At 53.4% G+C, this 14,217-nt stretch carries 13 protein-coding genes; 5 read left to right on the forward strand and 8 right to left on the reverse strand.

Annotation, left to right across the window (positions count from 1 at the left end; genetic code table 11):
• From ADICEAN_RS16460 to ADICEAN_RS16485, 5 genes are all read right to left on the reverse strand, one after another.
• Positions 1-191 (reverse strand): ribbon-helix-helix protein, CopG family (locus tag ADICEAN_RS16460; RefSeq protein WP_040397716.1); only part of this gene is annotated, 191 nt, incomplete at its 3' end.
• A 605-nt stretch (positions 192-796) separates the two neighbouring features.
• A complete protein-coding gene (locus tag ADICEAN_RS16470) occupies positions 797-2,038 on the reverse strand; it encodes a hypothetical protein (protein WP_040397723.1) in 1,242 nt (413 codons plus the stop codon).
• Between the two features lie 59 nt (positions 2,039-2,097).
• Positions 2,098-2,427, reverse strand: a complete 330-nt coding sequence (locus tag ADICEAN_RS16475) for a hypothetical protein (RefSeq protein WP_009196780.1) — start codon at positions 2,425-2,427, stop codon at positions 2,098-2,100.
• 174 nt (positions 2,428-2,601) lie between these two features.
• Positions 2,602-2,841 (reverse strand): helix-turn-helix domain-containing protein, encoded by a 240-nt coding sequence (locus tag ADICEAN_RS16480; RefSeq protein ID WP_009196781.1) that lies wholly within the window; start codon positions 2,839-2,841, stop codon positions 2,602-2,604.
• 194 nt (positions 2,842-3,035) lie between these two features.
• A complete protein-coding gene (locus ADICEAN_RS16485; RefSeq protein WP_161622723.1) occupies positions 3,036-4,055 on the reverse strand; it encodes a tyrosine-type recombinase/integrase in 1,020 nt (339 codons plus the stop codon).
• 608 nt (positions 4,056-4,663) lie between these two features.
• Here ADICEAN_RS16485 and ADICEAN_RS16490 point away from each other — a divergent pair.
• Entirely contained in the window at positions 4,664-6,394 is a 1,731-nt protein-coding gene (locus tag ADICEAN_RS16490; protein ID WP_009196783.1) for a M14 family zinc carboxypeptidase, read from the forward strand.
• Positions 6,395-6,542: 148 nt separating this feature from the next.
• Here the strand turns inward: ADICEAN_RS16490 and ADICEAN_RS16495 are convergent, their stop codons facing one another.
• From ADICEAN_RS16495 to ADICEAN_RS16505, 3 genes are all read right to left on the reverse strand, one after another.
• Positions 6,543-6,992 (reverse strand): hypothetical protein, encoded by a 450-nt coding sequence (locus tag ADICEAN_RS16495; RefSeq protein ID WP_152426478.1) that lies wholly within the window; start codon positions 6,990-6,992, stop codon positions 6,543-6,545.
• Between the two features lie 286 nt (positions 6,993-7,278).
• On the reverse strand, positions 7,279-8,037 hold the full coding sequence (locus ADICEAN_RS16500) for a hypothetical protein (protein WP_009196785.1): 759 nt from the start codon (positions 8,035-8,037) through the stop codon (positions 7,279-7,281).
• Between the two features lie 111 nt (positions 8,038-8,148).
• Positions 8,149-8,538: a VOC family protein gene (locus ADICEAN_RS16505; protein WP_009196786.1), complete on the reverse strand. Its 390-nt coding sequence runs from the start codon at positions 8,536-8,538 to the stop codon at positions 8,149-8,151.
• A gap of 485 nt (positions 8,539-9,023) precedes the next feature.
• Here ADICEAN_RS16505 and ADICEAN_RS16510 point away from each other — a divergent pair, with 485 nt between their 5' ends.
• The 4 genes from ADICEAN_RS16510 to ADICEAN_RS16525 form a co-directional block, all read left to right on the forward strand.
• Positions 9,024-9,629, forward strand: a complete 606-nt coding sequence (locus ADICEAN_RS16510) for a hypothetical protein (RefSeq protein WP_152426479.1) — start codon at positions 9,024-9,026, stop codon at positions 9,627-9,629.
• Positions 9,626-12,391 (forward strand): TonB-dependent receptor, encoded by a 2,766-nt coding sequence (locus tag ADICEAN_RS16515; RefSeq protein WP_009196788.1) that lies wholly within the window; start codon positions 9,626-9,628, stop codon positions 12,389-12,391. The genes ADICEAN_RS16510 and ADICEAN_RS16515 overlap by 4 nt, the downstream gene beginning before the upstream one ends.
• A 5-nt stretch (positions 12,392-12,396) precedes the next feature.
• Positions 12,397-13,512: a DUF4249 domain-containing protein gene (locus tag ADICEAN_RS16520; protein WP_009196789.1), complete on the forward strand. Its 1,116-nt coding sequence runs from the start codon at positions 12,397-12,399 to the stop codon at positions 13,510-13,512.
• A 129-nt stretch (positions 13,513-13,641) separates the two neighbouring features.
• Positions 13,642-14,217: MG2 domain-containing protein (locus ADICEAN_RS16525; protein WP_040397732.1), on the forward strand; the 576-nt coding region annotated here is incomplete at its 3' end.

A 14,217-nucleotide genomic window follows, 5' to 3' on the forward strand; every position in this document is an offset into this window, starting at 1 on the left:
CAGCTGGCTGAATCTTGCAAGTGCTGCAGGTAGGCTTCTTGCAACGCTGCGCGGATGATCTTTGCCCGGGTCTGGCCAGTTGCCTGGCTCAACTGGTTCAGGTGCTCGTGCAGCTGCTGAGGTAGTAGGAGGGGGTAATTTTGCTTTGCTGGGGTGGCCTTCTGGCTGATGGGGTTTAGGATCTTCTTCATTTCTGTTTTGTAGTTGTTGGGTGTATAATGAGTCTTCAAAATCGGGCCTTTAGGGCCCTTTTAAGGGCCTGTACAAACGCGGCTGGTACTTGGTCAGTAGCAGGGCTCTGGCTGCAGCAGAGGGCCGGAAAATGCCCTTATTCCGGGTCCTGAAAGTCCGGCTGATCCCTCGTATAGAGGGTGGTGCAAACTTGGGCCTTTTACGGGTGGGGAAACCGGCGGCTGCCCTCGTGTGGAGGGTGGTCCAAAAACGGGCTTTTACGGGTCACTTAAACCGTCAGCGCCCCTGTAGAGGGTACCATAGTCAGGTACCGGCCCCCCTTTACAGGGGGGCAAAAATGGGGTTTTTCTGGGTGGCAAAACTCAGGCAAAAAACCCCCTCTAAGCTATTTCTACCCGGTTTTGGGTAATATACCCCCCCCGGGGGTCTTTCTGGCTGTGTGTATTCATCCTGTTATGGCTGCGATTAGTGGCCGGGCTTGCTGAGCTTTTCAACCCCTCCCCCCAATGGGGTGGCGGCTGTATTGCCTGGGGACTTTTTAACAATTTTGGCTAAAAGTCGTACATCCCTCAGGGCGGGCGGGTGTGCATTCCTGATCTTTCAGTTAAATACATTCCTGTTGGCTACGGTTAAATTCTTGCCAGCCCATTGGCGGCAGGTCCTGAATCGATTTAATTTCCTCTTTGCGGGCACGTGTACTTCCATCCATCCTGCTGGGGGTGTAGGCATCAGCATAGCCAGAAACAACCGCCTGAAGGTGCTGAAAATGTACCCGCCGGGCGTGGCGCTCAATGGCTTCTTTGTCGGCTTCTTCCCCAAAGCAAATAAAGGCCTCTACGAGCGTTTTAATCAAGCGCTTTACCTGGCGCTGCTCTTTGGCAGATGCGGGCACAGAGGGCTTTACTATGGCTTGTACGGGCTTCAGGGCGGGCGCTGGCAGCTGGCTAAAGTCAATCAGGTGTGCCGGCTTGTACTGGTAGTTGCGGTTGCGGTCGTATTCACGGGTGCTCAGTTCCCTAAAGGTCAGGTTCAGGCCTACTTCCTGTTTGAAGATGGCAAGCAACTGGCTGGGGTCGGTCAGGCTCCGCAGGCGGGGCGTGATCTTTTCCAGTGCCTCCCCTTTCAGCTTTACTTCTACCCGGTGCATTAGGCCTGAAGTAATGCCGCTTGCCTGCCAAAAAGCCCGGATGTAGGGTTTGTCTTTCTTCAGGATTTCCGCCCCTTTGTCGTAGATGTTTATTTGCTTGTTGCCGGCTCCAATTGTAAAGCTTTCGCCTCCGTGGTGGCTGGTTACCGGCATCTTAGGTTTGCGCTGCTGCCCATCCTTTGGTTTGGCTTTGTAGTCACGGGCGGGGCGGTATTCGAGGTTTTCGGTCCTGCAGTGGCGGTTCAGGCTGCTGTGATTGTAGCGCTCCCCGTAGAGGCTCACAAAATCCTGATTAGCATCAAAGGCAATTTCAACCGCAACGATGTTAGCCAGCTGCAGCTGTAGTGCCTTATTGATTGCATCAAGCGCCTGTAGCCAGTAGGCTGGGGGCTGGAGGTAGAAAAGTGGATTGAGGAAACGCAGCTTGTTGTATTCGCCCCTGCCCTGGTTTAGGCGGTGGCTGGTGGCAAGCTCTGCAACGGGTTCACCCTGGTAGTAGACTAACCACAGGTAGTTGTAGTAGGCCTCTACCTTTGTGCTGATCCGGTGCAGGGCAATGGCTGGGGAGGCACTGTATACTTCCCCTGTGCAAGGTAGGCTGAAGATGCGCTGAGTGGTACCTGGCCCTTCAACCTGGGGGCAAAGGGTCAGTTCCAGGCGGTCTATTACGAGGGTGTATAGTACCGGGTTCGTAGACAAACCTGTACTTGTTAGAGCAGTAGGGGTTTCCTTACGAAAAGTCGAGTTTGGGGCTTCTGTCACCTGTCATTGCCGGGAATATTTAAAGGTGACTTTGGGGCCTGTTGGCAGGTGGCAAGGGTGCCGCTTGTGGGGGCTGTAATGGTATAGCGAACCTCGTTGTAGCTAAAGGTTACAACCAGCCCTGCAGGGGTGTTTTGCTGCTGACACTCATCCGGCAAAACAGAGTAATCCCGATGGTTAAAGAAAATCAAGTCCCGGTTTTTCTGCCCAATACGGATGCTGTAAATTTGATTTTCGGCCTTGTTCAGGCGGGCTTGCTGGATTAGCTCCAGCTTACTGGGGTTCCACTTCCAATTGTTGGCAAGCGGGGATGTTTGAAGATTCAAAGCTCAATGCTTTTGGGGTGGGGCGCGGGCGCTTGGTTAGGCTCTGTCCCCCGAGGTAATGCCAATTGAATGGCGGGCCCTGTGATCGGGCCGGGTAAAGGTCTTCCCTTTTCCCTATATACCCTAATATACGTATTTGTTCCCTTATTTTTGGCTGTAGCTGCAAAAAAAAAATTACGGCGCGGCTGGTGGCAGGCCCTCAATGTACTGCAGCAGGCTGGATGCTCGTACTTTCTTCTGGCTCAGGTGCTGGACTGCTGGCAGCTGGCCTTCCTTAATAAGGGTGTATACAACTGGCTTGCTGCAGCTCAGGCGCTCGCATACCTGGCTGATGCTCAGAAGGTGCTCACTAGCCTGGTAGTAGTGTACAATGGTGGTAGTAGTGGTGGTGTCGGGGCGGTTGCTGTAGTGCATACTGGTAGTGGATTTGGGCAAAGAAAAAGCCCTGCTTTCTGGGCAGGGCGTTGGGGTTTCCGGCTGTATACACGAAAAGGGGTGGGGCAGTACACGCCTGTAGAGCTGGTTTATTTTTCCGGTGGTGGTGGCGCTCGCTGCATGCGCAGCGTACTTTCTGTATACACGAAAAAGGGGGGTGCCAGTACACGCCGCTATTTCGCTATTTTCAGGGGGCTGGGCAGTAGCTCAGCAAGGGGGGCGAACTCCTGCTGCTTGATTTGGTCGGAAAGGTCGTAGTAACTGGCAAAGGATTTGGCGCTCGTGGAATGGGTTATTGCCTTGCGGATCGTGTCCAATGGAACCCCAGCGCTGGCAGCCAAATTTACAAAACTTTTCCTCGCTGTGTGGGAGCCTATTAGCTTGTATAGTGGCTTATATTCCCCCTTCGCTACCTCTATGAGGGTGTTGAGGCCTGCCAGCTCAGCTACTCGTTTCAGTTTCTGGTTGTTGTGTGCCACTTTCAGCCGTCGCAGGTCATAGCCCCACTTTTCGAGGATGCGCCGGGCCTGGGGGAGTAGGGGCAGCGTCAGGCGGGTGCCGGTCTTGCCTGTAGTTATGTGCAGGAACTCCCCTTGTATGTTGGCTGCTGTAATGCTCCGGGCATCTTCCAGCCTGAGGCCCGTTGCCGCCTGGAACAAGAAAAGGTCCCTTGCTTTTTCCTGCTCAGGGGTTAGGCCCTCTTGTACCTGCAGGGCCTGCAGATGCTCGGGGGTTAGGCTGAGGATGTAGCCTTTGGGCAAATGAGCTCCTATTTTGAAGCGCTTATAGGTGGCGTCCTCAATCAGGTTGCTGTCGTAAAGGTCATTGCAGAAGGCCCGTAGCTTCTTCAGGCGTGTTTTAACAGTTTCAGGGCTCAGGGGTTCGCGCTTGCGCTTGCCTTTGGTTGGCAGATCGGAAGTAATTCCAATGGATTTGTACCAGCTGTAAAACTCAGCAAAAAAGCGCTTGCTGATGTCCCGGGTGCTAGCCTGGGGGCGGAATTCCTTCAAGTCATTGTACGCAAGTGTATAGGTAGCAAGGGTCCCGGCTGTCACCTCGGAGGCTTTGCGCTGGATGAATTCAGCAAATGCCTCTATTAGGCTTTCTGAGTGTCTGTTAGTGGTGTCTTTAGTGGTAAAATGCTCCTTTACCTGTTTCAGGGTTGCTGTGGGGTGCTGCTGAAGGTACGCCATTACATCGGCTTTCTTTCTAGCGATGCTTTCATTTAGGGCCGTGTGTCCCTTGTGTGATGGGGAGGCTGTCTGACTGGGGAGCCAATGTGCAGGTGCTACCTTTCCCCCATCAGCTGCAGGCAGCCGAATGAACTGTTGCCGGTTGTTGGCATCCCTCATACTCACTTCAACATAGATGCTGCAGAGGCCTGCCCTGTTGGGTTGGCTGGGGATGATCATTAGTCGTACACTGGCTGCCATTTGCTGAGGGTTTTGGTGGTGTTTCTGTTTACTGAAAGCCAAAGTAGTAAACAAGTAGTAAACAAGCAAATGGCAACCGGCATAAAAAAGCCCCTTCAAGTGGTGTGTAAAGGGGTTTTTGCAGTGGGTTTAGGGTTGTCGAATAATCCAGATGGGGTTATGCATAGCAGTGAGGGATTCGGGTTTAAAAATGGCGGCCCCGGGCAGATGTTCCCCCGGGCGGGCGTAAAAATATAGGTGGTAAAAAAGGGAAAAAAGGGCGAATAATCAAGGAAGACGAAAAATTGAAGGGCCAATGGGGGGATAGAAGACGCCTTTATCCCGGCCGGCGGCTAGCATTCTTTGCCCTGGTGCCTTATATTTCCGGAATGCAACGATACGCCCTTCTCCTGCTGCTGCTGCTGCCGCTCTCCCTGCGGGCACAGAAACTTCCTACCCGCTTTGAGCTGAGCGACAGCACCCAAAGCCCCCCCTATGCCGAAGCCATGGCCTGGTGGCGGGCGCTGGACAAGGCTTCTCCCCTCATCAGCATGCGCGCTGCCGGCCCTACCGACAGTGGCGAGCCGCTGCAGCTGGTGCTCTATAGCCCCTCAGGCGAAAGCGATCTTCAGAAGCTGAAAAAGGAGGGGAAATCCATTCTTTTTATCAATAATGCCATTCATCCCGGCGAGCCCGATGGGGTGGATGCCTCCATGCTGCTGCTGCGGGAGCTGGCCTTCAGCAAGCGCTTTCAGCAGGAAGTAGGCGATGTGGTGATTGCCCTGATCCCCTTTTACAACATTGGCGGCGCGCTGAACCGCAATAGCACCACCCGCGCCAACCAGAACGGACCCGAGGCCTATGGCTTTAGGGGCAATGCCCGCAACCTGGACCTGAACCGGGATTTTATTAAGCTGGACAGCCGCAACGCCCACTCCTTTACCGAGCTTTTTCTGCAGCTGAAGCCCCAGCTGTATGTAGAGACCCATGTGAGCAATGGGGCCGATTACCCCTATACCATGACGCTGCTCTCCACCCAGCACAACAAGCTGGGCGGTCCCCTGGCCGAGTACCTGCGCCAGCAGCTGGAGCCCCGCCTCTACCAGCAAATGGCCCAAAAGGGATGGCCCATGACCCCCTATGTGAACGTATGGGGCAGCACCCCCGACAAGGGCTGGGTAGCCTTTAACGACCCCCCGCGCTACAGCAGCGGCTTTGCGGCCCTGCACCACACCATTGGGCTGGTAACCGAAACGCACATGCTCAAACCCTACAACATGCGCGTAGCCGCCACCTACCAGTTTCTGCTGGCAGCGGCCAAAGCGGTGGCGCAGGAGGGCAAAAAGCTGCAGCAGCTGCAGCTGGAGCAGCAACAGCATACGGCCCGCCAGCAGGCGCTGCCGCTGCAGTGGGTGTCTGATACCAGCCAGCATACCCCCTTCCGCTTTAGGGGCTACGAGGGCCGGCAGGAGACCAGCGCCGTAAGCGGCCAGCCCCGCCTGCGCTACGACCGCAGCAAGCCCTTTGAGAAGGAAATCAAACTGTACGATACCTACCGCCCAACCGGCCAGGTACAGGTGCCCCGCTACTATGTGCTGCCGCAGGGCTGGTGGCCGGTGGTGGAGCGGCTGAAGGCCAATGGGGTGCTGATGCGGCCCCTGCAGCGGGATTCAAGTATGCAGGCTGAGGTGTACCGCATAGCCGACTATAAAACGGTAGCCCGCCCTTATGAGGGCCACTACCTGCACCACAGTGTGGTGGTAGAGGGGGAGAAGCGGGAGGTGAAGCTGCGCAGAGGCGATCTGCTGATCCCGACCGACCAACCGGCCCGCCGCTTTCTGGTAGAGGTGCTGGAGCCGGCCGCCCCCGACAGCTATTTTTCCTGGAATTTCTTTGATGCCATTCTGCAGCAGAAAGAAGGGTTTAGCGGCTATGTGTTTGAGGATGTGGCCGCTGAGCTGCTGAAAAAAAATCCCGCCCTAAAAAAGGCGCTGGAGGAGAAACGAGCCGCCGAGCCGGACTTTGCCAAAGACGGTGCCGCCCAGCTGGAGTTTATCTATAAACGCTCCCCCTACTATGAGGAGGCCCATCTGCGCTATCCGGTCTATCGGGTATTCTAGTTTTTCGGGAGGCGCTGAAGAGGCAGGCTTTAAAAAAGTCGCTCGAGTCAGCAAAAAGGGGATGCCCTTTTCAGCCCCCTACCCCCTACAATCAGAAAACCCCACCGAGGTGGGGTTTTCCTTTTCCAACTTTAACCAACTAGGCAAGCTAACTCGTAGCCCGCTTTATCTTAAATATCGCTTGTTTCGGAGTCTGTTCGCTGCCCTGCTGGGGGTAGGGCCTTACTTCTTCCAAAACGATGGTGTAACGCTCGTTATTGTATTCAACCAAGGTTGAATTATTCTGTTCCCGGCAATCGCTTCCAATGCAAAACTGCAGCGGTTCGGGAGCAATTTGTACCTGCAGCAGCACGCTGGCTTTGCCTCCGGTAATGCAGGTTACATTCAGCGGGCAGCGGTTGTCATCAATGCGTTGCAGGCGTAGCCAAAACTGCTGTTCGCCATCCCGAAAGAGCAGGGAGTCGGCCAGCAGCAGGCTGATGGGCTCCTCCAGTCCTGCGGCAGGGGGGCCTGCTTCGGCAGAGCGGCCTTGCTGGCGGGCACAGCCCATAAGCAGCAGCGACACAAAAACAGACAGAACCAGGCTCCGTAGGCACATAGCAATAGGGGTATGCTGTAATGACACCGCCACAGGGACCAGGGTTGGCCGGAAGATGAGAAATTTTACAAAGGCCGGCTGAAGCACTGTTGTATCCTTCCTTCTCTTCCCTCCCCTTTGAGGGCAGGGCAAAGGTAGGCAGAGAAATGGGTTATTTAGTGTCTTTTGTTAAAAATTCTGTGTTGCCCTCATATTTCCCTTGATTGTTCTGCCAAAGCAGTCGGCCAGCAAGCGGGACGCAGGAAAAAAAGCGCTGCAGAAAATAAGTATTGGCCCAGGGAAAGGGCTACTGGATGATGAAGTTTACTTTATCGACCCCGGTATTGCCCGTTTTGGCATCATAGGCGGTAATGATCACCTCATACAGGCCGGCTGCCTGGGGTGTAAAGTCTCCCGCAAAGGTGCTGGTCTTTTGCGTTGCCTGCAGGGGAATGCGTTGCAGAAGCTTATCGGCCTGATAGACCAGGGCTTCTACCTGGTACCCCCTGGCATCCCATAGGCCTCCGGGGCTGATGGGGCAGCCGCACATCATCACCACATTGGCCGTAAGGGGTAGGGGCTTGCCCAGGGCGATAGTCTCATGGGTTTGGGGCGCCAGCACATTCACAATAAAGCCGGGCACTTCCAGCACCAGGCCATCGCCCTCGATGTGCCTGCCCGGCAGCAGCCACAGCTGCGTTTGGGCCTGTACCCGGGCGCCGGGCTGGTTATAGGGCGCCAGCAGCTCTACGGTTACAAAAAGCGGTTTTTGCAGGCGCAGGCTGGTTCTGAAGCCGGCGGTTTCGGCATCGGCCAGCTGGCTGTAGCGCTCCCGGGGCTGCTCCATAATGCGGGCCGTATTGCCCGTGCTGCCGGTGATGGGGCCTTCGGCCAGCAGCTTGCCGCTGTGGGCATCGCGCACCAGCACCCAGGCACCCCCTACCGAGGAGCCGATAAACTTGGCATCCTTGGAGCGGGCCCGCACCACCAGGCGGGTTTCTACCTCCTGTGCCGGAAGCAGGGGGCTAAGACAGCTTAAGAACAGAAGCAGAATTACAGGACGCATGGTACGTATAGGTTCGTTTAAAAAAGCCAACTTGAAAACAGCTAAGCAAAGGAAACGCACAGGCGGCCTGTTGGCCACCTGGCGGCAGGCACAGGCCAGACCCGTAGGGGATTAGTAGCGCTCGGGCTTAAAGTGGGGGTTTTCAATGATGCCCACCACATTGCCCCAGGGATCGAATACGGTGGCCAGCCGAATGCCGCCCCCTACATCCTGCACCCCTTCCCGCTGGCGGGCGCCCTGGCCGATGAGGTAGTCCAGCGCCAGCTGGGCGTCGGGCACGCCCCAGTATACCACTACCCCCCCTTCGCCGGGGGTGCTCCCTCCCTCGGCCGGTACCAGGCCCAGCTCATAGCCGCCTATGTTAAAGCCAACGTAAAAAGGCTCCTCAAAATAGGGGGCTACCCCAAAGGCTGTGGCGTACCATTTTTTGGCATCCTCCACATGCGCTACCGGATAAATGGCCGTGCGCAAGCCCTGAAAGGAAGTGGGATTTTGGCTCATGGTAGTAGGTTTTAGGTAAAGTAAGGGATTTTAGGGGAGAAATAAAGACTTCGCTCTTATTCTCTAATAGCAGGGTTATGCATAGCCTGTTCCATTCTTAATGCTATATCGTACAGAAGAGTCCCTACCGGATGTTACCCCCTTACCTCAGGCTACTTGGCACATTCCTTAGGCTGTGCCTGCCCAAAATAAAGGCATTCAAACAAACGATTTGTCGTTAGAAAAAATATAATACTATCTTGTAGGCGGGAAATTCCTGCAAAAGGTTGATCAGAGGGATACACAGTCGGCAGATAGATATTCTTTTTTCTCCCGTATCAGCTGCTACAGCCGCCTACCATACGCCTTACTTCATGCTCAGATCACAAATTGCTATTAGCAGCATGCTGCTGTTTCTTGTTTTTTATAGCTCTGTCCGGGCCCAGGCCCCAATAGCCTCTGACTCACTTACAGCGTATTCCAATACTATTCTGCTGTATAGAAACATGATCAGGGAAAATTCCAGGCTGTACAGTGGCAGGGAATATGTACCGCTTAGCCGGCGTATTCAGGGGCATGCCTTTTACGCTTCAAATGATTGGGCGCAGGGCAGTCTGGTCTATTGGGGAGAACAATATGAACAGGTGCCCCTGCTTTATGATATTCTGTCGGATGAGCTGGTGATCCGGCATTATGACTCTTCTTTCCGCATAAAACTGATCGCAGATAAGATAACTGCCTTTTCTATTTACAACCACCATTTTATTAGACTGGAGCCACCCCGGGGAGCACCCCTGGCGGCAGGTTTTTACGATCAGCTCTACAAAGGGGGCACCCTGCTGCTGGCCAAACGCCGCAAAACCATTCTGGAAACCCGGGGCGATGGGCAGGTAAAGCAAGAATTTGAACAGAATGACCAGTACTATATCTTCAAAGAGGGTACTTACTATCCGGTTAGCAAAAGGGGGGCTGTTCTAAAGGTACTGAAGGATAAACGAAAAGAAGTAAAGCGCATGATGAAGCAAAACAAGGTGCTGTTTTGGCAAAACCCCGAATATGCCATGATCAAAATGCTAGAGTTTTACGACTTGGCCAAAACTGCCGCTGAATGAAAAGAGTACTAGTATGTTATATTGCCTGCCTGGCCCTGTTAACAGCCCGGGCACAGGAGCGACAGCCCGGCCAGCTAACGGCCAATTTTAACGGAGCCAGTTTTGAGCAGTTTGTACAGGAGGTTGAAAAACAGACGGGCTACTACATTTACTATGCCCCGCTGCAAACCGATAGTCTGCAGATTACAGCCAGCTTCCTTAATAGCCCGCTGACTGTTGTTCTGGAGCAGGTGCTGCAGAATACAGGTCTGGAGTTTGCACTGGATCCGGTATCAGCGGTAATTTTTATCAGCCAGGGCCAGAAGATCTCAACCAGCTTGCCGGAGGGCTTCTTTCATCAAAAAGCTTCTCAGAGCGCAAAAGAACAACAAATCGTAATCGATCATTTTGAGGGAAATACGAACCGACTCCGGGAAAAAGAGGACAAAGTAGTTGAGATCGGCCGCAAGACTCCTACGATCACCCCTGGTATGGCCCGCATCAGCGGTCAGATCCGCAATGCGCAGTCCGGCGAGCTGATCATTGGAGCCACCGTACAGATTGATGAGCCCTTTAGCGGAGCAGCTACTGATGCACTTGGAAATTATACCCTTAGCCTTCCCAAAGGCCGCCATATCCTTAAAGTTCGTTCGGTGGGTATGCAGAGCCGGGAGTACCGGATCATTCTGTATTCAGATGGGCGGCTGGACCTGGAACTCAGAGATCAGGTCGATCAGCTAAAAGCGGTGGTTATACAGGCCAATCGGGAAGCCAACGTTACCCAAACCAGCATGGGGGTAGAAAAAATGGATATCCGGGCTATTCGTAAGGTACCCACTGTAATGGGCGAGCCGGATGTGCTGCGGGTTATGCTTACGCTGCCGGGTGTAAAAACTGTAGGAGAGGCCAGCACGGGCTTTAATGTGCGGGGCGGCTCGGTAGATCAGAACCTGATCTTATTTAACGAAGCTACAGTCTATAACCCAGCGCACTTATTTGGGTTCTTTTCAGCCATCAACAGCGATGTGATCGAGGGCGTAGAGCTGTATAAAAGCAGTATACCAGCCCGGTATGGGGGTCGGCTTTCTTCCGTATTAAAGATATCGCCCCGCTGGGGCAACAAGAAAAAGGTAGAAGGAAAAGCTGGGATAGGCCTGCTGACCAGCCGCTTTACGATAGAAGGACCAATTGTAAAAGACCGTAGCTCCTTTATTCTGGGGGGCAGGGCCACCTATTCCAACTGGGTACTTCGTCTGCTGGATAATGCCGAGTTCCGAAACAGCAGCGGCTCTTTTCATGACCTGAACCTGAACCTTACCCACGAACTGGACCAGCGGAACAGTCTATACCTAACCGCTTATTACAGCAAGGACCAGTTTAAACTGCGCTCCGATACCCTTTGGGGCTATGAGAATAAAAACGCAACCCTAAAATGGAAACGAATTTTTTCTAATAAACTGGAGGGAGAATTTACCACTAGTTTCAGCCGGTACAACTATGGTGTAAACAGCGATAGTGAACCCATAAGTGCCTTTGCGCTTTCCTTTGATATCAACCAGGTAAACGGGCAAGCAGGGTTTATCTATTCGCTTGATGCCCGCCATACCCTGCAGTTTGGCCTTAGTGCTATTCATTACAAGCTGAAGCCGGGCTCGTTCCTGCCGCTGGGAGAGCAGTCTGAAGTAAGGGCCGATGTGCTGGAGCCCGAGCAGGCGCTGGAGACTGCCCTCTATCTGGAAGATGAGTTTGATGTTTCTGACAAGCTTACCCTTACGCTGGGGCTACGCTACTCGCTCTACAATTATCTGGGCCCTAAGCAGGTGATATCCTATGCCAGCGGATTGCCCAGGAGTGAGAACAGCATGCTCGATACGGTGGCCTATGCCGCAGGCAGCTTTATTAAGAACTACCACGGACCCGAGTACCGCCTATCGGCCCGCTACCTGCTATCGCCCACCCTTTCGGTGAAGGCCAGTGTAAACTCACTGCGGCAGTATATCCATATGCTGTCCAATACCACAGCCGTGTCACCCACCGATATCTGGAAGCTCAGTGATCCTAACATACGCCCTCAGTTTGGGCAGCAGGTATCGCTGGGCCTTTACAAAAACTTTAGAAACGGGCTTATCGAAACCTCTCTGGAAGGCTACTACAAAAAGATCAACGATTACCTGGATTATAAAGGTGGGGCAGAGCTGATCATGAACCACGCCATTGAGGCTGAGGTAATCAACACCGAGGGCAAAGCGTATGGGGCCGAGTTTATGGTAAAAAAGAGCAGTGGCAAGCTCAATGGCTGGCTTAGCTACACCTATTCCCGCACCCTGCTGCGTATGGATGATCCCAATGCCGGTGAGCTCATAAACCGGGGCAACTGGTATCCGGCCAACCATGACAAACCCCACGATGTCACCCTCATTGGCAATTACAGATTCTCGCACCGCTTTAGTGTATCGCTTAACTGCACTTACAGCACAGGCCGCCCCATTACCCTGCCTATTGGAAAGTACTGGTATGCCGGCTCGGAGCGGGTGCTGTATGCCGACCGGAATTCCTACAGAATTCCCGATTATTTCCGAACCGATATAGCCTTAAACATTGAAGGAAACCACAACCTGAAGCAGCTTACCCACAACTCCTGGACCATAGGGGTATACAATGCCACCGGCCGCCGCAATGTGTATTCTACCTATTTCGTGTCAGAAGGGGGGGCCATAAAAGGCTACCGGCTTTCCATCTTTGGCACCATTATTCCCTTTATCAATTACAACATCAGATTTTGAGCAGCATGAAGAAGTGGTGGAATTTCGCAGCACTTATAGGGGCTAGCTTAAGCGTAAGCAGCTGCGTGGACCCCTATGAGCCGGAAATTATTACTGAGGCACAGAATTATCTGGTGATAGAGGGCGCTCTGAACAGCGGAGCACCCACAGAGTTGCGCCTGAGCCGTACAGTAGGCCTGGCCGACCCAAATACCTATTCACCCGAGCGATTTGCGGTGGTAAGTGTTGAGAGCGATGGCGGGAATATGATTTATTTAACTGGCAATGCCAATGGCATCTATACTGCACCAGATCTGGATCTGAACCCAGCGCATCGCTACCGTCTGCGAATACAGACCAACACCAGTGGCGAGTATCTTTCCGACTATGTTACACTTAAGCCTACCCCACCCATAGACAGTATTCACTGGGTGCAGACTGCCGAAGGGGTACAGTTATATGTAAATACCCACGACCCCCTTGGCAGTACCCGCTATTATCGATGGGAATATGAAGAAACCTGGGAAGTAAGAGCGCCTTACAGGGCTGAATTCGAGTATGTAGACAGGCAGATAGTACCCCGAGATCCAATTCCTCCCCGCCTGTGCTGGGCACAGGAAAACTCCGCTCAGGTACTCATCGGGTCTTCTGCACGCCTGGTTCGAGACGTTATCTTTAACCAGCCGCTTGTCTTTATACCCCACACCTCGTGGAAACTGAGCCAGCGGTACAGCCTTCTGGCAAAGCAATATGCCCTGAGCCGTGAGGCCTTTGAGTACTACCAGCAGCTAAAAAAGAATACCGAGGAAACAGGCTCTTTCTTTGATCCCCTTCCAGTAGAGCTGCGGGGCAATATCTATTCAGTTAATAATGCGCAGGAACCGGTAATTGGCTATTTTGATGCAGGCTCTGTGCAAGAACAGCGCATTTACATTGATGGCAGCGAGGTAAATCCCTGGGGGTACCGGGTTCGGTGCGATATAGTAATGGTATCTCCGGACAGTTTGGATTTTTACTTTGGAGGCGGCACCCTTCAGCCCTTATACAAGGATGATGAGGGAAACTACTACGGCAGTGAAAATATTGACTGTTATGATTGTTCCGCAAAAGCAAATCCTGTAAAACCCGATTTCTGGGAGTAGACCTTAGCCACTTCCCCTCTTATGTCCAGTCTCAGTATTCATACTATGAAGCGTATAGTTCAGGCCGCACTACCGGTACTAGGAGTTCTTTTGATTTCGGCGGGTACGTGCCTTGCGCAAACCGACCTGATGCGCCCTGTTGAGCAGAAATTTGACCGGCACACCCGGCAGGCAGTGCTTGAAAAGCTTTACGTCCACACCGATCGTTCTTTTTACCTGGCAGGAGAAAGCATGTGGTATAAGGTATATGCCGTAAACGGCAGTCTGCATACCCCCCTGGACCTGAGCAAAGTGGCCTATCTGGAGATACTGGATGCCCAAAACAAGGTGGTGCTGCAAACGAAGATTGCCCTGGAAGCGGGTACAGGCAAGGGCTCGTTTTACCTGCCCCTGAGCCTGAGCAGCGGAACCTATAAAGTGCGGGCCTATACCAGCTGGATGAAGAATTTCGGTCCCGAATACTTTTTTGAGAAAGAAATATCGCTGGTAAATTCCTTTGTAGTGCCGCAGCTGACAGCCCAGACCCCGGGAATGGCCGGCATTGATGTACAGTTTTTCCCAGAGGGAGGCGATCTGGTAACTGGCATCAATACTAAAGTGGCCTTTAAGGCCGTAGGCAGCACGGGCAAGGGGCAGGACTTCCGGGGTGCAGTACAAAATTCCCGGGGCGATACGGTAGCCCTGCTACATCCCCTCATCTTGGGA

Origin of the sequence: Cesiribacter andamanensis AMV16 (genome assembly GCF_000348925.1) — a bacterium.
Taxonomy (GTDB): domain Bacteria; phylum Bacteroidota; class Bacteroidia; order Cytophagales; family Cyclobacteriaceae; genus Cesiribacter; species Cesiribacter andamanensis.